23 protein-coding genes and 1 pseudogene are annotated in these 20,214 nt (G+C 71.4%); 10 read left to right on the top strand and 14 right to left on the bottom strand.

Annotation, left to right across the window (positions count from 1 at the left end):
- Positions 1 to 11 precede the first annotated feature (11 nt).
- From N4P33_RS05180 to N4P33_RS05170, 3 genes are all read right to left on the bottom strand, one after another.
- The gene (locus tag N4P33_RS05180; protein ID WP_260825039.1) at positions 12 to 881 is read right to left on the bottom strand and encodes a hypothetical protein; all 870 of its coding nucleotides are present in this window, start codon (positions 879 to 881) and stop codon (positions 12 to 14) included.
- A gap of 175 nt (positions 882 to 1,056) precedes the next feature.
- Positions 1,057 to 1,404, bottom strand: a complete 348-nt coding sequence (locus N4P33_RS05175; RefSeq protein WP_260825038.1) for a DUF6191 domain-containing protein — start codon at positions 1,402 to 1,404, stop codon at positions 1,057 to 1,059.
- 87 nt (positions 1,405 to 1,491) lie between these two features.
- Complete coding sequence (locus tag N4P33_RS05170) at positions 1,492 to 2,733, bottom strand: S8 family serine peptidase (protein ID WP_260825036.1); 1,242 nt, start codon at positions 2,731 to 2,733, stop codon at positions 1,492 to 1,494.
- A 248-nt stretch (positions 2,734 to 2,981) separates the two neighbouring features.
- Here N4P33_RS05170 and N4P33_RS05165 point away from each other — a divergent pair, with 248 nt between their 5' ends.
- Positions 2,982 to 4,043, top strand: coding sequence for a hypothetical protein (locus N4P33_RS05165; protein ID WP_260825035.1), 1,062 nt, complete (start codon positions 2,982 to 2,984; stop codon positions 4,041 to 4,043).
- A gap of 5 nt (positions 4,044 to 4,048) precedes the next feature.
- Here the strand turns inward: N4P33_RS05165 and N4P33_RS05160 are convergent, their stop codons facing one another.
- Complete coding sequence (locus tag N4P33_RS05160; protein ID WP_260825033.1) at positions 4,049 to 4,309, bottom strand: DUF397 domain-containing protein; 261 nt, start codon at positions 4,307 to 4,309, stop codon at positions 4,049 to 4,051.
- Positions 4,293 to 5,132 (bottom strand): helix-turn-helix transcriptional regulator, encoded by an 840-nt coding sequence (locus N4P33_RS05155; protein ID WP_260825031.1) that lies wholly within the window; start codon positions 5,130 to 5,132, stop codon positions 4,293 to 4,295. Before N4P33_RS05155 ends, N4P33_RS05160 begins: the two co-directional genes overlap by 17 nt.
- A gap of 113 nt (positions 5,133 to 5,245) precedes the next feature.
- On the opposite strand from N4P33_RS05155, the gene N4P33_RS05150 reads away from it, so the two are divergent.
- A complete protein-coding gene (locus tag N4P33_RS05150) occupies positions 5,246 to 5,635 on the top strand; it encodes a hypothetical protein (RefSeq protein WP_260825030.1) in 390 nt (129 codons plus the stop codon).
- A 123-nt stretch (positions 5,636 to 5,758) separates the two neighbouring features.
- Positions 5,759 to 6,889: an NADH:flavin oxidoreductase gene (locus tag N4P33_RS05145; RefSeq protein ID WP_260825028.1), complete on the top strand. Its 1,131-nt coding sequence runs from the start codon at positions 5,759 to 5,761 to the stop codon at positions 6,887 to 6,889.
- A 363-nt stretch (positions 6,890 to 7,252) separates the two neighbouring features.
- Here the strand turns inward: N4P33_RS05145 and N4P33_RS05135 are convergent, their stop codons facing one another.
- Positions 7,253 to 7,825, bottom strand: coding sequence for a hypothetical protein (locus N4P33_RS05135; RefSeq protein WP_260825026.1), 573 nt, complete (start codon positions 7,823 to 7,825; stop codon positions 7,253 to 7,255).
- 70 nt (positions 7,826 to 7,895) lie between these two features.
- Between N4P33_RS05135 and N4P33_RS05130 the strand changes: the two genes are divergently transcribed.
- Positions 7,896 to 8,438 carry a hypothetical protein gene (locus N4P33_RS05130; RefSeq protein ID WP_260825025.1) on the top strand — a complete coding sequence of 181 codons (543 nt, stop codon included), beginning with the start codon at positions 7,896 to 7,898 and terminating at the stop codon, positions 8,436 to 8,438.
- 3 nt (positions 8,439 to 8,441) lie between these two features.
- On the opposite strand, the gene murQ is transcribed toward N4P33_RS05130, so the two are convergent.
- Positions 8,442 to 9,377: an N-acetylmuramic acid 6-phosphate etherase gene (gene murQ / locus N4P33_RS05125; protein ID WP_260825023.1), complete on the bottom strand. Its 936-nt coding sequence runs from the start codon at positions 9,375 to 9,377 to the stop codon at positions 8,442 to 8,444.
- Between the two features lie 146 nt (positions 9,378 to 9,523).
- Positions 9,524 to 10,456 carry a MurR/RpiR family transcriptional regulator gene (locus tag N4P33_RS05120; RefSeq protein ID WP_260825021.1) on the bottom strand — a complete coding sequence of 311 codons (933 nt, stop codon included), beginning with the start codon at positions 10,454 to 10,456 and terminating at the stop codon, positions 9,524 to 9,526.
- A 55-nt stretch (positions 10,457 to 10,511) separates the two neighbouring features.
- Between N4P33_RS05120 and N4P33_RS05115 the strand changes: the two genes are divergently transcribed.
- Both N4P33_RS05115 and N4P33_RS05110 read left to right on the top strand, forming a co-directional pair.
- Complete coding sequence (locus N4P33_RS05115) at positions 10,512 to 10,961, top strand: hypothetical protein (RefSeq protein WP_260825019.1); 450 nt, start codon at positions 10,512 to 10,514, stop codon at positions 10,959 to 10,961.
- A complete protein-coding gene (locus N4P33_RS05110; RefSeq protein ID WP_260825018.1) occupies positions 10,958 to 11,236 on the top strand; it encodes a DUF4031 domain-containing protein in 279 nt (92 codons plus the stop codon). The genes N4P33_RS05115 and N4P33_RS05110 overlap by 4 nt, the downstream gene beginning before the upstream one ends.
- Here the strand turns inward: N4P33_RS05110 and N4P33_RS05105 are convergent.
- Positions 11,218 to 12,260, bottom strand: a pseudogene (locus N4P33_RS05105) (GNAT family N-acetyltransferase). The gene N4P33_RS05110 and the pseudogene N4P33_RS05105 sit on opposite strands and share 19 nt — an antisense overlap.
- A 34-nt stretch (positions 12,261 to 12,294) precedes the next feature.
- A complete protein-coding gene (locus tag N4P33_RS05100) occupies positions 12,295 to 12,957 on the bottom strand; it encodes a hypothetical protein (protein WP_260825017.1) in 663 nt (220 codons plus the stop codon).
- A gap of 81 nt (positions 12,958 to 13,038) precedes the next feature.
- Between N4P33_RS05100 and N4P33_RS05095 the strand changes: the two genes are divergently transcribed.
- Positions 13,039 to 13,719, top strand: a complete 681-nt coding sequence (locus tag N4P33_RS05095; RefSeq protein ID WP_260825016.1) for a maleylpyruvate isomerase family mycothiol-dependent enzyme — start codon at positions 13,039 to 13,041, stop codon at positions 13,717 to 13,719.
- Positions 13,720 to 13,787: 68 nt separating this feature from the next.
- Complete coding sequence (locus tag N4P33_RS05090) at positions 13,788 to 14,477, top strand: copper homeostasis protein CutC (RefSeq protein WP_260825015.1); 690 nt, start codon at positions 13,788 to 13,790, stop codon at positions 14,475 to 14,477.
- Positions 14,478 to 14,561: 84 nt separating this feature from the next.
- Here the strand turns inward: N4P33_RS05090 and N4P33_RS05085 are convergent, their stop codons facing one another.
- Positions 14,562 to 16,595 (bottom strand): ATP-binding domain-containing protein, encoded by a 2,034-nt coding sequence (locus N4P33_RS05085; RefSeq protein WP_260825014.1) that lies wholly within the window; start codon positions 16,593 to 16,595, stop codon positions 14,562 to 14,564.
- A gap of 305 nt (positions 16,596 to 16,900) precedes the next feature.
- Between N4P33_RS05085 and N4P33_RS05080 the strand changes: the two genes are divergently transcribed.
- Positions 16,901 to 17,101 (top strand): hypothetical protein, encoded by a 201-nt coding sequence (locus N4P33_RS05080; RefSeq protein ID WP_260825012.1) that lies wholly within the window; start codon positions 16,901 to 16,903, stop codon positions 17,099 to 17,101.
- A gap of 69 nt (positions 17,102 to 17,170) precedes the next feature.
- The gene (locus tag N4P33_RS05075) at positions 17,171 to 17,500 is read left to right on the top strand and encodes a hypothetical protein (RefSeq protein WP_260825011.1); all 330 of its coding nucleotides are present in this window, start codon (positions 17,171 to 17,173) and stop codon (positions 17,498 to 17,500) included.
- Between the two features lie 49 nt (positions 17,501 to 17,549).
- Here the strand turns inward: N4P33_RS05075 and N4P33_RS05070 are convergent, their stop codons facing one another.
- The 3 genes from N4P33_RS05070 to N4P33_RS05060 form a co-directional block, all read right to left on the bottom strand.
- A complete protein-coding gene (locus tag N4P33_RS05070; RefSeq protein ID WP_260825010.1) occupies positions 17,550 to 19,193 on the bottom strand; it encodes a DNA repair helicase XPB in 1,644 nt (547 codons plus the stop codon).
- Positions 19,194 to 19,290: 97 nt separating this feature from the next.
- The gene (locus N4P33_RS05065; RefSeq protein WP_260825009.1) at positions 19,291 to 19,470 is read right to left on the bottom strand and encodes a hypothetical protein; all 180 of its coding nucleotides are present in this window, start codon (positions 19,468 to 19,470) and stop codon (positions 19,291 to 19,293) included.
- 397 nt (positions 19,471 to 19,867) lie between these two features.
- Positions 19,868 to 20,214 (bottom strand): WYL domain-containing protein (locus N4P33_RS05060; RefSeq protein ID WP_260825008.1); only part of this gene is annotated, 347 nt, incomplete at its 5' end.

Here is a 20,214-nt window from a genome sequence, read left to right as displayed (position 1 = left end):
CGTAGGCGCTGTCATACGGGTGTCCTCTCTTCTCGCTTCATGGACATCGCAGCGCGGATCTCGGCTGCGCGGCTGTGGACTGCGGGAGCGGCCAGGGGCGTGTTGGGTCGAGCGGGGGCGCGTTCGCCCCGGCACGCGCGGCAGATGCCGCCGGGCAGGGCTTCCGGCGGGCCGGGGGTACGGCACTCCGAGCACTCCAGCAGCCGGACGGGCCGGGGGGCCGTGGGCTGCTCCGGCGGGAGCTTGTCGGTGAGGCGGCGGCGGAGGAGGGCGGCCGGGTGGTGGACGGGGGTCGGCAGGCCGGCGGTCAGGGCAGCGCGCACGGCATCGTCGGTGGCGCCGCGCGCGAACCACTCCTCCACCAGCGGAGCGAGGGACGCGCAGTCAGCTCGGGAGAGCGACAGCGCGGGCGTCTCGCGGCTGAGGGCGGCGAGGAGGATGTGGGCACGGGATCGCGTGGGTGACGGTTTGCGCTGCTCCGGTACGTCGCCACGGGTGAACGCCGCCCACCAGTGGTCGTCGCGGGCGGTACGGGACCACCACGTTCGGGTGATCCAGTGGGTGCTCCCGGACTCGGACGTCACCATCTCCCGTCCGCGACGCAAGTGCCCTGCTTCTTGCAGCCGGTTGAGGGAGGTGCGCAGGGCGCACTGGCCGTACGGAGTGGTTCTGGCCAGCGTCTTCACGGAGATGTCGGCGCCGTCGGGAAGGCGGTCGATGAAGGCGGCGATGGCTGCTTCCCGCGGCCGGAGGTGCGCGAAGTCGTGTGCGGTGCGCGGAGATCGGTCCGACGCGCTGCGCTTGCCGTACCCCGGATTGGCCATCGGGTGCGGGGAGGCGTGCGCGGGCAGGAAGGCAGGACTAAGCTGGGCGTCAGCCATGGGATCGAACCTCTGTCTTCGATCTCGCTGGTTAAGCCCCCGCAGGTGTTCCCGCACCTGACGGGGGCTGTTCGTTATGCGGGCACGCTAGCCTCTCGTCACTGTGCGTCGCAAGCCGAACGCGTCAAGTCAACTCGCCGGGTGGGAGGGTGGGTTGAGGCCCACCACCCATTCCTCAGAAAAAGCGCTCGGAGCGCGGGACTTGAGCCTCGGGGATCACGATGAACGCCGTGCCCTTGGTCAGGTCGACGCTGGAGCGGGGCGGTGCGCCGTCGCTCTCGTCGTCCCGCAGCAGCAGCTCCACGCGCCGCTGCTCCAGCTCCACCGTCTTGTTTCCGTTCACGACCGCCGTGAATTCGTCGAAGGCGATGCTCGACAACGTCCGGCCCGTGCGCCTGCGCAGCCACGGGATCAGGCCCAGCCCCGTGAACCACCGCCACACGCTCTCCACCAGGGCGAACAGGGCCAGCAGACACGCGAACGCCGGGAAGGACATGAGCCAGCTCGCCGCGCTGATTTCCATGGGATCACTGTGCTGAATCCCCGGGGCGCGGTGATCAGGCCGAAGGAGGATCCGCTTCCCCCGTGCGGCGGAGGTGAGGGCGCCGCGTCAGTACCGGCCCGCCCACACCAGGTGGCCGTAGTACTTGTCGCCCAGGGCGGGGCTGCCGCCGTATCTGCGGTCGGTTTCGAGGTGGTGCTCGCGAGCGTGTCGGCGGACCGTCTGGATGATCTCGGCCGGGCTGCCCGTGCATTGGCCGGAGCTGATGCAGAGGGCGACCACTCCCGCGGCGATGGGGGCGGAGTAACTGGTGCCGGACGTCGTGCACAGGCCGGGGCCGAGGTTGTCGCAGCCGAAGCCGTTGGTGGGCAGGGTCTTCACATAGATGTCGACTCCGGGTGCAGAGATCGTGTGCCTGATCTCCCGCTCTCGTACGGCGAAGCCGGAGTTGCGCCACGGGCGGCTGTGCACGTCCTTGGCCGTGACCGTGAGGACCTCGGGGAAGCCGGCCGGCTGCGCCGGGCCGAAGTCGAACGGGCCGTTGCCCGCGGAGGCCGTGGTGACGACTCCAGCCCTGGTCATCGCGCGGATGGCCTGGTGTTCGGGCTCCTCCGCGACGGGTCCCAGCAGGCTCATGTTGGCGACTCTGATGTTCTTCGCCCGCGCATTGGCGGTCACCCAGTCGATCCCGCAGATGATCGACGAGAGTGTTCCGCTGTTGTCCTCGCCGAGGACCTTGACCGACCAGATCTTGGTGCCGGGGGCGACACCCAGCACCTCACCGCCGTTGTTCCGGGCCGCGATGAGTCCGGCGACCGCGGTGCCGTGACCGTAGACGTCGGCCGGGTGCGGGCTTTCCGTGCAGTTGATGCCGAACTCGGAGTTCAGTTCGGGACTGTCCAGGTCGACACCGGAGTCCAGTACGGCGACGCCCACCGTCGCGGGCCGATGCGCCGTCAGTCCACCACCCGGCGCCTTCCGTACGGCGTCCGTGCGGAACAGGTGCCATTCGCGGTGCAGGTCCTCGCCGAAGGCCACGGGCTGGCGTGGTCGCTGCCGCGCGTTCTCGCCGTCCGCGCCGTGCACCACCCGGTCGGGCGTCACCGACGCCACCCGCGGATCGGCACGAATCCGCGCGGCCTGCTGTGCTGTCGCGGTGACCGAGTAGCCCCGGAGCGCCGAACGGTAGATGTGCCGCACGCGAACGGAGAGCGGGCCGGCCTGCTCCTCGCTGAGCTTTTCCGGGTCCTCCCGCCCGTCCTTGAGAACGACCACCCAGCCGGTGGGCTCGTCGGTTGCGCTGGCGGATCCCGCACCACCGGCGCCCACCAGAGCGGAGACCAGGAGCAAGCCACCCGCCAGGGCAACGGATCTCCGCCGCAGGTGCGACCGGAATGCCATTCGGTGCTTCACTTCTGCTCCACTTCTCAGGGTTCGGCGCGTGGAGCACCTATAGCCGGGCTCTCCGGATGCCTAATGGCCGCTGCTCCAGGAGAAGGCTGAAAATCACACCTTCGGGTCGCCCCGAGAAGTCGCGGACTCACCGAAACCTTCGCGAGTCATATTCTCGGCCCGTTCCCTTTCGAAAGGCTGTCGCCGTGCCTGGAATTCGCTCCCTCCCCGGCGTCGTGGCCATGGCTCTGGCCGCCACCGCCCTGTCCACCGCCGTCGCCCGGCCGGCGTCCGACACCCAGGTTCCCTGTGGCGAGGAACCCCTCAAGCAGGCCATCCGGGAGGCGAACGACGCCGGGGGCGGCACCCTGCGGCTGAGCCCCGGCTGTGTCTACGAGATCAGCAGGCCGGACAGTCCGACGAACGCCCTGCCCGCCGTGATCAGCGACATCGTCATCCACGGCAACGAGAGCGTCATTCGCCGCACCTCCGCCGCGAACGTACGGATCTTCCTTGTCGACAGCCCCGAAGGCGCATTGCGCCTAGACCATCTGACGCTCCGCGACGGACACAGTACGGACAGCGGGGGCGGCATTTCCGTACGCCCGCACAGCAGTCTCGTGGCCCGCCACGTCACCCTCGCCGGTAACACGGCCGACGAGCGGGGCGGAGCCATCGACAATTTCGGCGGCTCGGTCTCCTTCTACGACAGCACATTCACGGGTAACACCTCCATGCGCGGCGGCGGCATTTTCCAGGACGGCCACGCGGACTTCCACGACAGCCAGTTGTCCGACAACACCGCCACCGTGTCGGGCGCCGCCGTCTACGGCAACACGGGCCGCGTCACGTTCGACGGAGTCACTATCACCGGGAACACCGCGCGGAACGGAGGCGGGGGAATCGCCCTCGCGCCCCCGGGGGTGGCCTTTCTGCGGGACACCGCCATCACGGACAACCAGGTCACGGTCGGCAACGGCGGCGGAGTCCTCACCGCCGGCACGCTGGACGTGGACCGCAGCCGTATCGAGAACAACGCCGTCGCCGGCACCGGCGGCGGCATCTACAACCTGACCGCGCCCGTGACCGGGGACACCGCGCGGGCCACCCTCCGGCGCAGTTTCGTGCGCTTCAACACGGCGGGGGTCGCTCCTGGCGGGATCTACAACTCCGGAGGCGTTGTATCGCTTCCCGACACCGTCGTCTCGGGAAACACCCCCACGAACTGCTCCGGCAGCCCGTCACCCGTCCGCGGTTGTGCGGGATAGCCGCGCTACGGCTGCTTCAGGCTGGTGAGGAACGCGGACCAGGCCGGGGCTCGGAACACGAGCTTCGGGCCCGTTGGGTTCTTGGAGTCGCGGACGGGGACGAGGTCGGGGAGGCGGTGAGTGGCTTCTAGGCAGTTGCCGCCTCCCCCTCCGCTGTACGTCGACTTGTGCCAGCGGCCGGCTTCCAGGCAATCGCTGCCGCCCTGGCTGTAGCTCGACTTGTGCCAGGTGGCCGTGGTCAGGTCGTAATCAGGGGTGTTCCTCATGGGCGTAATCCTGCGCCAGCGCCTCGATGAGGGCCAGGGATTGCTCCCGCGAGAACGCCGTGGCCGCGAGGAGTTCAAACCTGAACCTCTGTTGGGTGACCGTGGCCGGGTCGTCCTCCAGTCGTCCGTTGGCGACTCCCTCGTAATAGACCAGCGGAGGGGCGTCCTCGAATTCCATCAGCTTCAGGCCGCCCTGCATCGCTGGGTGCGCTCCCGCGCTCAGCGGCAGTACCTGAACGATGACCCGGTTCCGGCGGGCCATACCTGCGACGTGGTGCAGAGCCTCCGCCATCACCGCCCTGCCTCCGGTCTCACGACGCAGCGCCGCCTCGTCAAGCACCACCCACAACATTGGCTTTGTTGGGTTGTCCAGCAGACGGGTCCGCTCCATCCGGCCTTGTGTCCACTTCTCGACGGTCTCCTCCGGGGTCGTGGGGTCGTACGCGCGGTTCACGGCGCGTGCGTACGTGGAGGTCTGGAGCAGTCCGGGGATCAGGAGTGGCGCGTACTGCCTGATCGCTGTGGCCTGCGCCTCGGCTTCCATCGCCTCGGCGAAGTGCTCCTCGTACTTCGACTTGGCCGCTGCCCCGCAGTTCCGCTCGAAAAAGCCCCCCGTCCCCAACACCTCATCCAGCATCTTCGCGTACTCCGGCTGCATCCGCCGCGTCCCCGCCTCCAGCTGCCCGATGAACGACCCGCTCACGAACAGCCGTTGGCCCAGCTCCTCCTGGCTGAGTCCCGCCTTCTCTCTCGCGTGGCGGAGTTCCGCGCCCAGCAGGGCGCGAGGGGAGGAGGACGGGTCCAGGTCCTTTGGTCCAGGCATGGCAACTCCCTGTCGTACAGGTGGGGTTGTTGGGATGCCGTGTCTGGCCAGGGTAGAGGGGGTCGGACACGCTGTGTGTGGAATCGCAATACTCAGCGTGAAGGGGAGCGAGCGTGACTGATGTCGAGGAAGCCATGGAGCGGCTGCGGGAGGCGCTTGGTGGGGTTGGCGTCATCCTGCCCTCCCTGCGGGTCGACCCCGTCTCGCGGATTCACGGTGAGCCCTATGCCCTCGTCGATCTCGGGCGGTGCAATGTCAGGGTCGCTTCTCTGCTCGCCGCCGCGCTTGAGGTCTCGCCCCGTGTGGATGCGTACGCCGTCGATCTGCGGGACGGGCGGATCGGGGAGGTCATGGGGCGGGTCGGGGGACGGGTGCAGTTGCGGCCTGTTGGGGGCGGGCGGGAGTGGGACTGTCCCGTCGAGGAGGTGAGGGAGGCGGCGGCTGGTGATGTGTTGCGGGAGCGGGTGCGGCAGGTCAATCGGGGGGTGCGGTTCCCGGGGTGAGGGCGTGGTTCGGATCACAATCCGTGGGCGGAATGGCTTCCGCTCTTTCCCGGTTGTCCTTGGCGTGCGTTTAATGCATGCGCACATACCAAGCGGTACCTCCGTCCTCCGAGGAGCTCCCACGTGACCGTCACCACCTCCACCGCCGTCTCCCGAGCCGCCGACGTGCTGTCCCGGCCGGTGTCCATCAACGGCGTCACCGTGCCGAACCGGATCGCCATGGCGCCGATGACCCGCATGTTCTCCCCGGGCGGTGTCCCGGGTGAGGACGTCGTGTCGTACTACGCCCGCCGTGCCGCCGCCGGGGTCGGGCTGATCGTCACCGAGGGGACGTACGTCGGGCATCCGTCGGCCGGGGGGAGCAGCCGGGTGCCCCGGTTCCACGGGGAGGAGCAGCTCGCGGGGTGGGCGAAGGTCGCCGAGGCGGTGCACGCGGCCGGCGGGACGATCGTGCCGCAGCTGTGGCACATCGGCATGGTGCGGAAGGAAGGTCAGTCGCCGTACTCCGAGGCCCCGGCCGTGGGGCCCTCCGGGCTGCGGATCGACGGGACTGAGGGCGGCAAGGCGATGACCCGGAAGGATCTCGATGACGTCATCGGGGCCTTCGCCGAGGCCGCTGCCGCCGCCGAGCGGATCGGGTTCGACGGGGTCGAGCTGCACGGGGCCCACGGCTATCTGATCGACCAGTTCCTGTGGGCCGGTACCAACCGCCGTACCGACGCCTACGGCGGTGACCCGGTCGCCCGTGCCAAGTTCGCGGAGGAGATCGTGGCCGCCGTCCGGGCGGCGGTGTCGCCGGAGTTCCCCGTCATCTTCCGCTACTCGCAGTGGAAGCAGGAGGCGTACGACGCCCGCCTCGCCGAGACGCCGGAGGAGCTGGAGGCCATCCTCGCGCCGATCTCGGCAGCCGGGGTCGACGCCTTCCACGCCTCTCAGCGCCGCTACTGGCTCCCGGAGTTCGAGGGCTCCGACCTCAATCTCGCCGGGTGGACGAAGAAGCTGACCGGCAAGCCGGCGATCACCGTCGGGTCGGTGGGCCTCGACGGCGGGGACTTCATCAAGGCGTTCCAGGGAGAGGGCGCGGCTGTCGGCAGCATCGACAACCTCCTCGACCGCATGGAGCGGGACGAGTTCGACCTCGTCGCCGTCGGGCGGGCGCTGCTCCAGGACCCGGAATGGGCGGCCAAGGTGCTGGGCGGACGCTTCGAGGAACTGGCGCCGTACGACGCGGCGTCGCTGCAGACGCTCAGCTGAATTGCCCCTATTTTGAAAGGCAGTTGACGTCTCGCTCCGTCCCGTCCCGCACTCGTGAGGAGCACCGGTGACGCCCCCCGCGTCCCGCCCCCCGGCCGACGATCCCGCCCGCCCCGAGCCCGTCGTACGGACCGCCGCCGGTTCCGTGCGGGGGCGGTACGCGGGGGAGCCGGCGGTGTTCCGCGGCATACCGTTCGCCGAACCGCCCGTCGGGGAGGTGGTCCGGTCCGTGTTCCCGGACAGGCCGAACTGTGACGATGGCTGGTGGCACCCGCCCGCGCATGGCATGGGGCGGGTGGGATCCCTGCAGAACCCATTGCCGAAGTGCCTCAGCACGGCGCGGCCGGCTGTTCCCAAGCTTGGCTAAAGGCCGCCGCCCATCGGCTCGATGTCGACCTTGACCGGCGTGCCCCACACGCGCAGCACCTCGTAGTCGGTGAACTCGTGCACCAGCCGGTACGCCATGGCGGGGCGGGGGCCGCGGCGCTGGGCCGCGAGGTACAGCTCGGCCTCGCGGCGGTCGCGGCGCGGGGTGCCGCACAGCTGCCACGCCTGGCCGTTCCACAGCTCCGGCAGCCACCGCTGCTGGGGCTGGGGGCGGTCACCCCGGACGCCGTAGCGGGAGGGGGCCGGTTCGGGCGACTGGTACTGGGGGGCGGGGCCGTTGTACTCGGCGCGGCGGGCGGCGCGGCGCCGGGTCTCGCACAGCAGGCACAGGTCGGGGGCGCTCTCGTCGACCGGTCCTGTGGGGTGCTCGGGGCAGCGGGTGCGGGGCACGTCGGTGGTGACGGTCTCGTCCAGCAGCTCCAGGGCGCGCCGGAGGTCGGCCTTCACCTCGTGCAGCTTGGCGTCGGGCGTGTCGGCGGACAGCGCCTCCCCGTGCTCCCCGAGCACACGCAGGGCGCGGCCCAGGGCGGTGAGCTGCGCGTGGTTCATGGTGAGGTCTCCGTGGTCGGTTTCGCTCCAGTATCCCGCCCCGGTTCGACCGATGCGGAACACTGCGTGGATGACCACTCTGGCTCACTTGCGTACGTACGCCCTGGCCCTCCCGGAGGCCGAGGAGGGCACGCATTTCGGCATGGTCGCCTTCTCCGTGCGGGGCAAGGGCTTTGTCTCGGTGACGAAGGACGGCCAGGTGCAGCTGAATCTGCCGGTGGACGAGACCGAGGCCGCCGTGGCCGCGCATCCGACCGGTGAACGCCTCGTCCGGTCGGGCCGGACGATCGGTTTCCGCGTGCCGCTGGCCGACGTCAACGGCAAGGATCTGAACGCCCTGGTGCGCGCCGCCTGGTTCAGCCGGGCCCCGAAGCGGCTCGCGGCGTCACTGGCCGCCGCGGAGGCCGCCGCCGACGAACCCGGCGGTGGTGACCTGCCCGCCGGTATCGGCCGCCCGGCGACGCAGGCGCTGCTCGGCGCGGGACTGACCACGCTGGACGACGTGGCCCGGCACACGAAGGCCGAGCTGCTGGCCCTGCACGGTGTCGGCCCGAAGGCGGTGCGGATCCTCTCCGAGGCACTGGAGCTGCAGGGCAGGTCGCTGCGCGGCTGACGCTCAGCCCTTCGCCGCCTCCAGCGCCGCCCGCAAGTGGCCGTCCGTCTCCTTGAGGAGGCGGGTGGCCGTCGGGGCGTCGAGGTCGGCGAGGAGGGTGAGGATCGCGGGCTTGACCTCGCCGTCCGTGGCGGCGAGGGCCCGTTCGATCGCGGCGTCCTCCGCGCCCGTGGCGAGGGCGACGATGCGGTGGGAGCGGGCGCGGAGCTTGGCGTTGGAGGCGCGGACGTCGACCATCAGGTTCCCGTAGGTCTTGCCCAGGCGGATCATCGTGATCGTCGACAGCATGTTGAGGACGAGCTTCTGGGCCGTGCCCGCCTTCAGGCGCGTGGAGCCGGTGAGCAGTTCCGGGCCCACGACCACCTCGATGCCGTGCTCGGCCGCCGCCGCCAGCGCACTGCCCGCGTTGCAGGCGAGCCCCACGGTCAGCGCACCCCGCGCGCGGGCGTACGCGACGGCGCCGATGGCGTACGGGGTGCGCCCGGAGGCGGAGATGCCGACCACCGTGTCGTCGCCGGTCACCTCCAGCGCGGCCAGATCCGACTCGGCCAACTCCCGCGAGTCCTCGGCGCCTTCGACGGACGTGACCATGGCGTCGGGGCCGCCGGCGATGAGTCCGACGACCTGGGTGGGGGCCGTGTTGAAGGTGGGCGGGCACTCGGAGGCGTCCAGGATGCCCAGACGGCCGGCGGTGCCGGCACCGGCGTAGATCAGCCGGCCGCCGCGCGCCATCCGCTCGGCGATGGCGTCGATCGCGGCGGCGATCTCGGGGAGCTTTTCGGCCACGGCGGCGGGCACGGTGGCGTCCTCGCCGTTCATCAGCCGCGCGATGTCGAGGGTGGGCAGCCGGTCGATGTCGGCGAGTTCCGGCCGGAAGGCTTCGGTGGTCAGGGACTCCAACTCCGTACGGACATCACGAGGGTCGTGTGCAGAGGTCATGGGCGGGTCGGCTCTCCGGGTTTCTTTTTCGACGAGGGCAGGTGCAACTACCTAGGGGCGCGGGGCTGTATCGATATGCGGCTCCGCCGCGTGGGCGCGACCGGCCCCCACCAACCCGCAGCTCACCACAACAGTCGGACCACGGCCTACCGACGATGCCGATGAGCCAACGCCTCGTACGACGCGGACAATGCCGGCGCCGCAGCCTCATACGTCCGCTGCGCCACCCCCACGAACAGACAGTCCACCACCAGCAACTGCCCCGTCCGCGAGGACATCGCCGCCGGCCGCAGCTCGCTCTCCCGCGCCGTGGACGTCGTCAGCACATGATCGGCGTACTGCGTGACCGCGCTGTCCGGCCGCCCGGTGATCGCCACCGTCGTCGCCCCGCGCTCGAAGGCGACCCGGAGCGGTTCGATGACGTCCCCGGTCGAACCGGAGTGGGTGATCGCGATGGCCACGTCCCCCGCGCGCAGCTGGACCGCGTTGGTCACGGCGAGGTGCGGATCGCTGTGGGCGTGGGCTATCAGCCCTATGCGCAGCAGCTTCTGCGTGAGGTCCTGGGCGACGAGCCCGGACGCCCCGACGCCGTACACATCCGTACGCCCCGCCCCGGCGAGCGCGGTGACGGCGGCGCCGAGCTGCACGGTGTCCAGACCGGCCGCCGTGTCCGCGAGGGTCTGCTGCTCGTCGTACGCCAGCTTCGCCACCACGTCGGCGATCGGGTCGTCCACCGCGATGTCCGTGGTGATGGCGGGCGCGCGGCCCGACTGCTGCTGGGCGGCGAGCCCGGCCAGGGCCAGGCGCAGGTCGCGGTAGCCGGGGTAGCCGAGCAGGCGGGCGGTGCGCACGACGGTGGCCTCGCTGGTGCCGGTGAGCTCCGCGAGGCCGGTGACCGTGAGGGCCGCGCAGCCGGCCGGGTCGCTCGCGACGGCCTCGGCGACCCGCTGCATGGAACGGGTCATCGACGGCGCCAGCGTGCGCACCTTGGCCGCGAGGGCGGCGGGTGCGGGCGGGGCGGTGGCGGAGCCGCCGGGGCCGCGCTCGCTCGCGAAAATTTCCTTCACGTCATGGGTCACGTATGAAAGATATTTTCGGCTCGGCGGGGCGGTCAAGAGTGCGCACAATAGGGACATGAACCCCTCCGACCCGCACGGTACTTCTCGCGACGCCTCGCGCGACACCTCTCACGCCGCCCCCGTCAGCCCCCTGGAACAGGCGCTGCACGCGGCCCGCGCCCTGGTGCTCGCCGACCTCGTCGCGCGGGAGGTCGCCGAGGCGGACGTCGTCTCCCTCGTCGAGGAGTCCGTCGCCCAGCGCCGCTGGTGGGTCGAGCAGTGGCCGGAGGGTGCCGCCTACCTCGCCGGACTGGTGGCCCAGGACGTGCAGGACGCCCTGCTGGAGCGGTACGGCCGCTGGCCGCTGTGCCCGGTGTGCGGCTCCGGCGACCCGCACGCCCTGGACGTGGAGCCCGAACTCGGGCCCGACCCGCACTGGGTGTGCCACAAGGCGGGCGTGAAGGTCGCGGCGGTGGGCGCGCTGGGCGTGGCGGGCGGCGGTACCGGCCGGGCGGCCGACTCGTGACGGTCTACATCGACCCGCCCACCTGGCCGGGGCACGGCCGCATGTGGTCCCACCTCGTCAGCGACCACTCCTACGACGAACTGCACGCCTTCGCCGACCGCCTCGGCGTCCCGCGCCGCGCCTTCGAGCGCGACCACTACGACATCCCCCGCCAGCGCTACGCCGACGCGGTGCGCGCCGGGGCGCGGGAGGTCAGCAGCCGCGAGGTGGTGCGGCTGCTGCACGCGGCGGGGCTGCGGCGCCGCAAGGGCGGGGTTCAGCCGCGGAGTTCGTAGGTGCGGTGCGCGTCGTCCTCGGCGACCTGCGTGAACCCGGCCCGAGCGACGACCTTCTGCGAGGGCACGTTGCCCCGCTCGACGACCGCCGCCACCTTCGTCACGCCGTCCTGCTCCAGCGCCCACGCCGCCAGCGCGCGCAGCGCCTCCGTGGCGTAGCCCTGTCCCCGGGCGCCCTCGGACAGGTCGTAGCCGATCTCCACGCGGCCGGTGTCGTCCGGCGCACTGTGGAAGCCCATCGCGCCCACCGCACGGTCGTCCTCGCGGCGGACCAGCACGTACATGGTCCACTCGGGCCGGAAGACGCCCTCCTCGTACTGCTTGAACGCCATCCCCGCACCCTCGCGCGTTCCCTCGAACGGCCCAGAGGGGACCCACGCGAATCCGCCGTCGCCGCCCAGGGCCAGATCGGCGGCGGTGGCCGGGGTGACGCCTTCGAGGGTGAGCCGCTCGGTCTGAAGGACCGGGTTGTTGCTCCAGCGCCAGCCGGTGACCGGCTCGCGGCCCGGCAGCTCGCCGCGGCCCTCGCCCACAGGAGGGTCTCCCAGGGCGTGGGGCCGGGGCGGACGTGCGGGAAGATCCGGGTCAGCACGAAGGAGGCGAGGTCGGCAGGCGGCTCGTAGGCCACGCCCAGGCCCTCGCACATGTCGTGCGTGTGCAGCAGCACCTCGGCGACGCCCATCGCGGCGAAGCCCTCGCGGTTCGCGTGCCGGAACGGGTACGGGTGGAAGGCGCGGACCGCGCGCGGGGTGGTGCGGACGGCGGCGGCGAGCAGGGCGCCGGTCGTGGTGATCACGTGGAGGGCGCCGGTGTTGTCGGTGCCCGGGTCGAGCGCGATCTCGAAGGGCACGTACGCGTCCCGCGCCCGGCCCGTGAGCTGTCCGGCGTAGGCGATGAGATCGCTCGCGATGTGCACCGCCGTCTCCCGGCAGCTCCACTCCAGCCGCCCGGCCGTGGTCCCCTCCCAGTCCCGGTCGCCGACCGCCCCCAGCGCCGCCACGCAGTCCGCGACGGCTTCCTCCACCTGTTCCGCTCCCACAGCACGCATGCCGGGCACGCTACGCGGGTGGCGGCACCGGCAGCGACAGCATTTCCAGCTCGCCGCGGATGTTGTAGCGGGCGGTGGCCTCCCAGCGCTCCTGGCCGTAAGGGGTGCGGAACAGGCGGGGCAGGTCGAGGAGTTGGCGCAGCACGGCTGCCCGACCCTCGCGGAAGGCGTCGGCCGGCACGAAGTGGTACTCCTCGCGGACGGCGGCGGTGTAGTGGGCGTACGCCCACGGCGGCGAGCCGAGGATCGCCAGGTCGGCGTCGCACAGCACCTGGCCGTCGCGGTCGTCGTCGGCGGGGTCGTGCGCGACGGTGAGGCGGACCAGCCGGGCCACCTCGGCGACCTTGTCGTCGGGCACCCCGGCCTCGACGAGCGCCCGCTCGGCGAGCCGCGCCGACCGCTCCTCGTTCTCCGACCGCTCGGGCTGGTACACCGCGTCGTGGAACCAGGCGGCGAGCCGTACGACATCGGGGTCGTCGGCGTACGCCTCCAGCTCATCGATGTGATCCAGGACCGCGGTGAGATGAGTGAGCGTGTGGTAGTGCCGCTGGGGTTCCTGCCAGCGGGCGAGCAGGTTGTCGGCGTAGGGCGTGGGGTCGGGGCCCTGGGTTCCGCCGCGGGCGCCTTCGAGGGCTCGGGCGAAACGGGCGCGCAGGGCTTCGGTGTCGGCCATGAGGTCATTCTCGCGAGCTCGGGCGGATCAGGGGCGCCGAACTCGGGTTGATCCGCTGGGACAGGCCCTAGCGTGGAAGGCATGACGACTCCTGCGGATGTGCAGAACGAACGTGACCCCGAGCTGCCCGGGCGGCTGCTGGCCGTCGAGCGGGATGTGCTGATCCCCTTGTTGCGGGGGAGGGCGGAGGAGGACTTCGGGTTGCCGGTGGAGGCGTGTCCCGGGTGGACGGTGCGGGATGTGCTGGCGCACTGCTCGGCCGCGCTCACCCGGGTGGTGGAGAGCCGGTTCGAGCCCGGGGTCTTCTCGCCCGAGTCCAACGACCGGGACATCGCCGAACGGGCCGGGTGGAGCAACGCCCAGGTCGTCGACGAGCTGGAGCGCGGGATGACCGAGGCGGGGCCCGTGATCGCCAAGGCCGGTGGGTTGCTGGACGGGGTCGCGCTGGGGGAGTGGGTGCACGCCGGTGATGTGCGCGTGGCGTTCGGTGAGCCCGGCGCGTACGCGGGCGCGGGGCTGCCCTACGCGCTGGCGCTGCTGGCCCAGGTGACCGCGGAGAAGGGGCATCTGCCGCTGCACGCCGATCTCGACGACGCCGATGAGCCGCTGCGGCTGGGTGATGTGTCGGGGGAGCGGCCTCCGGCCCGGTTCATCGGGGACGGGCCGACGCTGGTGCGGCTGTATGCGGGGCGGCCGGTGGACGGGGCCGGGTATGAGCTGGCCGGGGTGGAGGTGGAGGAGCTGAACATCTTCGGGGACTGAGCGGGCGGGGCGTAGTCTAGATTGGACTAGACCTGTCGCCGTCTTTGATGCCCGAGGAATGGGGTCCCATGAGCAAGCGTGCAGTCCTGGAGGTGATCGCCCTCGACGTGGAGGACGCGGTCGCCGCCCAGGCCGGAGGTGCGGACCGCCTCGAGCTGGTCACCGACATGGCGGCGGACGGGCTCACGCCCTCGGCCGGGACCGTGCGGGCGATTCGTGGGGCCGTCGACATCTCGCTGCGGGTGATGCTGCGGTTGGCGGACGGGTTCGCCGCGGGGGATGTCGATCGGCTGGTGGGCGTTGCGGGGGAGATGCGGGCGGCCGGGGCCTCGGAGTTCGTGCTGGGCTTTCTCGACGCCGGCGGGGGTGTGGACCTTGATGCCGTCGAGCGGGTGGTCGGGGCGCTGGAGGGGTGCCCGTGGACGTTCCACCGGGCGATCGACCGGGCGGCGGATCGGGATGCGCTGCGTAAGCAGTTGGACGGGCTGCCGGGGTTGGACACGTATCTGACGGCCGGGGCTGTGGCAGGGGTTGATGCCGGGCTGCCGACGCTGCTGCGGGAGGCTCGGCTGCGGGGGGAGCCGGGGTATGAGCAGCAGCTGTTGGTGGGGGGTGGGCTTCGGCTCGATCATGTGCCGGTTTTGTTGGACGCGGGGGTCGACGGGTTTCACATCGGTGGGGCTGCTCGGCCTGAGGGGTGGGACGGGGCTGTTTCCGCTGAGGCGGTTGCTCGGTGGCGGGGGGCTCTGGGCGGCTGAGGGGGTGGGGGGTTCTGCGCGGTGCCGGGTGCCGGTTCGGTGTGGCTGGTCGCGCAGTTCCCCGCGCCCCTAAAGGTGTTGCAGTTACCCCAGTTGATTCGGCAACGGAGCCGCGTGCGTGACGATCAGGCCCGATACCGCCCTCGTCAGGGCAACGTACAGGCGGCGTAGGCCCGTGCGTTCGTCTGGTTCTGCGTTGACCACCGCCGACGGTTCGTCCAGGACCACGTAGTCGTACTCCAGGCCCTTCGCCAACGAGGCCGGGACCAGGGTGAGGCGGGTGGTCTGCGTGGTCTCCTCGCCCGGGGTGACCCAGGCGAGGCCCGCTGCGGTCAGTTCCTCGGTCAGGCGGGGGATGCGGGTGTCCGCCGCGATCAGGCCCACCGAGCCCTCGTTCGTCAGCAACTCCTTGCAGGCGGCGACCACTTCGCTCGCCTCCGTGACCTTCCTGACCTCGAAGAAGCCGGGGTTCTCGCGGATCGACGCCACCGGGGTCAGCCCGGGCGCGATGTGCGGGAGGAGGCGGGAGGCGTACGTGATGACGTCCGTCGGGACGCGGAAACCGGCCGTCAGTTCCTCGATCACCGCGTTCTGCTTGCCCAGGTGGGTCAGGGCCTCCTGCCAGCTCCGGGTCGCCCAGGGGGTCGTGCCCTGGGCCAGGTCGCCGAGGATCGTGGCGGAACCGGTGGTGCAGCGGCGGCCCACCGCCCTGTACTGCATGGGGGAGAGGTCCTGCGCCTCGTCGAGGACCACGTGGCCGAGGGACGGGGTGCGCTGGATCAGGTCGGTCGCCTCGTCGATCAGGACCGCGTCCGCCGCCGACCACTTCGCCGACTTCACCGAGCGGGCCGGCTTCGCCCACAGGATCGCCTTCTGCTCGTCCTCGTCGAGCAGACCCTCCGCGTGCTCGGCGAGGAAGTCCGCGTCGCTCAGCAGGCGGAGCACCAGCTTCGCGGGGTCCACGGCCGGCCAGATCGTCTTCACCGCCGCCTTCACCGCGCTGTTGCGCGCCACCGCGTCCTGCACGCGGTCGTCCGGGGCCTCCCCGGACCGTTCCATCTGCACCAGCACGGCGTGGGCGATGCGCTGCGGCAGGGCCTCGCGGGCGGCGCCGTAGCGGATGTCGCGGTCCAGCAACTGCTGGACCAGCTCTTCGAGTTCGTACGCCGGGACGCGCCAGCGGCGGGAGCCGCGGACCACGATCACGGGGTCCGTGGGCATCGTCACGTGGGAGTACAGGGCCCGGCGCAGGACCTCCGCCATGCGCGCGTCGCCCTTGATCGTCGCCGCCCTCGCGTCGTCCGTGCCGCGCACCTCGACATGGGCCACCAGGTCGTCCACCGTGGCCTGCCCGACCGTCAGCTCGCCCAGCGCGGGCAGCACCTGCTCGATGTAGTGCAGGAAGGAGCGGTTGGGGCCGACGACCAGCGTGCCGGTGCGGGCGAGGCGCTCGCGGTGGGCGTAGAGGAGGTAGGCGACGCGGTGCAGGCCGACCGCCGTCTTTCCGGTGCCGGGGCCACCCTGCACACAGACGCTGCCCGCGAGGCCCGACCGTACGATCTCGTCCTGCTCGGGCTGGATCGTCGCCACGATGTCCCGCATCGGGCCCACACGCGGGCGCTCGATCTCCTGCTGGAGCAGCTTGCTGGTCTTCGCCGCCTCCGCGGGGTCCGACAGGTGCTCGTCCTCGTACGCGGTGAGGTCGCCGCCGGTGTAGCCGAAGCGGCGGCGCAGCGCGATGTCCATCGGGTTCTTCTTGGACGCCCGGTAGAACGGCTGCGACACCGGCGCACGCCAGTCGATCACCATGGGGTCGCCGTCCGCGTCGTGCACATGGCGGCGCCCGATGTAGAAGCTCTCGCCCTGTGCGCCCTCCGCCTGCTCGGCGCCGGGGGCGTGCAGGTAGTCGAGGCGGCCGAAGAACAGCGGGGTGTCGCTGAGGTCGGCGAGGGCCTTGATGCGCTGTTCGATCTGGTGCTGGAGCACCTGGGCGTTGACCCAGTTCGCGGTGACGTCGCTGATGTCGAGGGCCTCGACGTCCTCCCGCATGGCGCGCAGGGCGGAACGGGACGCCGCGAGGTGCGCGCGTTCGCGGGACAGGGGGTCGGCGGTGGACAAGGGGGTGCCTCCGGAGGACCTGCGGGATGTGGGCGTGCGAGATGCCGACCGGTTGCCGTCCGGTCGGCGGCGCTCCGTGAAGGGGAGGCGGGCAAGAGCGGAGATTTTAGGACGGGGGCGGCTGGGGAGCCAAACGATTTATCGGCGTCGCGCGGTCTGTCGTCTCGGCGCCCCCTAGGGGGCGGTGTACGTCCTGGCGGAGGGAGCCGGGCCCCGCCCGTAGGCCCCGAGACGTACGCGACGGCTCTGAGGATCGGTCCCTCGGGCCGATGCCCGGCGAGGGGCCTCGGAGTCACCATGGAGGCATGAGTGCAGCAGCCATCCACCCCACGTCGCCGCCGGGCCTGCCGCCCGGCGCAACCCCTCTGCAAGGCGACCACCGTCATCTCCTCGGCGACGCCCTGCGCGCCGTGAAGGTGTTCCTGGGCGCCGCGTTCGACGTCGTCATCCTCGGCGAGTACGGCGAGGAGGCGGGCGTCCTGCGCAAGCGGTACCCCCACGACTGAGTATCCCGGCCCCTCCGCTTGAGTACGTCCGCCGGTGCGCGGGCACCGGCCCCCGGCTTCACTGGCCGTATGAGGGATTCTCGTGCCTGGGTGGCGCCGGCCGTCGCGAGTGCGCTGCTGATGGTCCTCGGACCGGCGGCGCTGCTCTTCGGCGGGCTGTCCGCCATGGCGACCGACTCCTGCGGCCCGGACAACTGCTCGCAGGCGCTGACGACCTCGCTGACGCTGATCTACGGGACGCTCTTCTTCGGCAGCTTCCTCACCTTCGGGGCGTGGCTGACCGCGTGGCTGCTGCCCTGGACGCCCCGCTGGTCGGTGTGGCGGGCGTGGGCGGCGGCCGTGTCGCTGCTGCCGCCGCTGTTCGTGCTGACGCTCGTGTTCACACTGCCCGAAGGGTGATCTGCCCGAAGGCTGACCTGGCCGAAGGCCGACCGGCCCGCGCGGCTGCTCAGCTCTCCGCAAGCAGCTCGTCCGCGTCCATGATCCGGTACGCGTACCCCTGCTCGGCCAGGAACCGCTGGCGGTGCGCCGCGAAGTCCTGGTCGATGGTGTCGCGGGCGACCACGGAGTAGAAGTGCGCCTGGTGGCCGTCCGCCTTGGGCCGCAGCACCCGGCCGAGCCGCTGGGCCTCCTCCTGGCGGGAGCCGAAGGTGCCCGACACCTGGATGGCGACCGTGGCCTCCGGCAGGTCGATCGAGAAGTTCGCGACCTTGGAGACGACCAGGACGCTGATCTCGCCCTCCCGGAACGCGTCGAACAGCTTCTCCCGCTGCGCGTTGGACGTCTCGCCCTTGATCACCGGCGCGCCCAGGTGCTCGCCGAGTTCGTCGAGCTGGTCGATGTACTGGCCGATGACGAGGATCTGCTGCCCGGCGAAACGCCGCACGATCGCCTCGGTGACCTTCCGCTTGGTCTCCGTCGTGGCGCAGAAGCGGTACTTCTCCTCCTGCTCGGCGGTCGCGTACGCGAGCCGCTCGGAGTCGGTGAGGTTGACGCGGACCTCCACGCAGTCGGCGGGCGCGATGTAGCCCTGCGCCTCGATCTCCTTCCACGGCGCGTCGAACCGCTTCGGGCCGATGAGGGAGAACACGTCGGACTCGCGGCCGTCCTCGCGCACCAGCGTGGCGGTGAGGCCGAGGCGGCGGCGGGCCTGGAGGTCGGCGGTGAACTTGAAGACGGGCGCGGGCAGCAGATGCACCTCGTCGTAGAGGATCAGGCCCCAGTCGCGGGAGTCGAACAGCTCCAGGTGCGGATAGACGCCCTTCCGCTTCGTCGTCAGCACCTGGTACGTGGCGATGGTGACGGGCCGGATCTCCTTCTTCGTCCCGCTGTACTCGCCGATCTCCTCCTCGGTGAGCGAGGTGCGCTTGACCAGCTCGTGCTTCCACTGGCGGGCGGAGACGGTGTTGGTGACCAGGATCAGCGTGGTCGACTTCGCCTGGGCCATCGATCCAGCGCCGACGAGGGTCTTGCCCGCGCCGCAGGGCAGCACGACGACACCGCTGCCGCCGTGCCAGAAGTTCTCCACCGCCTGCTTCTGGTACGGCCTGAGCGCCCACCCGTCCTCGACCAGCTCGATCGGGTGCGCCTCGCCGTCCACGTACCCGGCGAGGTCCTCGGCGGGCCAGCCCAGCTTCAGCAGCACCTGCTTGATCTGCCCGCGCTCCGAGGGGTGCACGGCGACGGTGTCCGGGTCGATGCGGGCGCCGACGAGCGGCGCGATGCGCTTGGAGCGCAGCACCTCCTCCAGGACCGGGCGGTCGGTGCTGGTGAGGACGAGTCCGTGCGCCGGGTGCTTGACCAGGCTGAGGCGGCCGTAGCGGTCCATCGTGTCGGCGATGTCGACGAGCAGCGCGTGCGGCACCGGGTAGCGGCTGTACTGCACCAGCGCGTCGACGACCTGCTCGGCGTCATGGCCCGCCGCACGCGCGTTCCACAGGCCCAGCGGGGTCACCCGGTAGGTGTGGATGTGCTCCGGGGCCCGCTCCAGCTCGGCGAACGGCGCGATGGCGCGACGGCAGTCGTCGGCCTGCTCGTGGTCGACCTCGAGGAGCAGGGTCTTGTCGGACTGGACGATCAGCGGACCATTCACGCGCGGCTGCCTTTCTGCGACGGGCTCGGCACGGGCACACACGGCCAAACGTCCAGTTTGCCTGATCGCCCGCCCGACGGGACCCGGAGCGGACCGGCTACTTCAGTGCGGGCAGCGTGAGGTTGTTCACCAGCGGGCCCTCGACGGTGACGCCCTCGGTGACCAGGGGCTCCCCGGCGGCGGGCAGCGGCAGGGGCAGGGCGGCCGCGGCCGGGGCGAGTCCGGTGAGGAGGGCGAGTGCGGCGGTGCAGACGGACAGGGCGAGCTTGGAACGCACGGAAGACCTTTCTTGCGGCCGACGGAAACGGGCCGGCCCCGGGGACAGGGACCGGCCCGCGAGAACGGAGAAGCTGACGAGCGGAACGTGTCAGAGGGTCACGCCACCGCCGAGATCGATACCGACCGCGGCTGCCTCGGCGGCGAAGACACCGAGCAGGGCGATGGTCGAGGTCATCACGGCGGCGACCCGACGAACGGCACGTCGCATGGGGACTTCCTTTCTGTTGCACGCGAACGGATCCGGTGATCTCCGGCCCGTTCAGGGACACCCGGTGGCTGCCCCGGGGCCCGCGCCGCGATGCGGACACGCCCGCAGGCTCGCCCGACCGTTGGACATCCCCGGCGTGGCGTGCATGAAGTCCGCCGTACACCCGAAGGGGTTCTTCCCCGGCGGTTCAGTCGCCCTCGGCGAGCTCCGCGACGCCCGTGATCCGGTGCAGCGGGTACGTCCGTACCTCGTCGGCGGTGTGGTCGTACGCCGTGACGAAGCCGCCCTCGACGCGGATCGGGGCGATGACGCGCTGGCTGGCGGCGCCCTCGGCGTTGACGTACCCGATCCACAGGGCCTCGCCGGTCAGGACCGCGGCCTGCATGGTGGCGAGGGTCTCGGCGGCGGCGGTGCGCGGCAGGTCGCCGCTGCCGCCGGAGCTGTCGCCGGGCGCCTGCTTGCGCGGCGCGGTGGAGGCCAGGTCACCGGCGCGGATGGCGCGGATGGCGGCCGTGAGGAGGGTGTCGTCGGGCA

This window comes from Streptomyces sp. 15-116A, from assembly GCF_025290915.1.
GTDB lineage: Bacteria > Actinomycetota > Actinomycetes > Streptomycetales > Streptomycetaceae > Streptomyces.
This window is presented reverse-complemented; position numbering and strand designations above follow the sequence as displayed.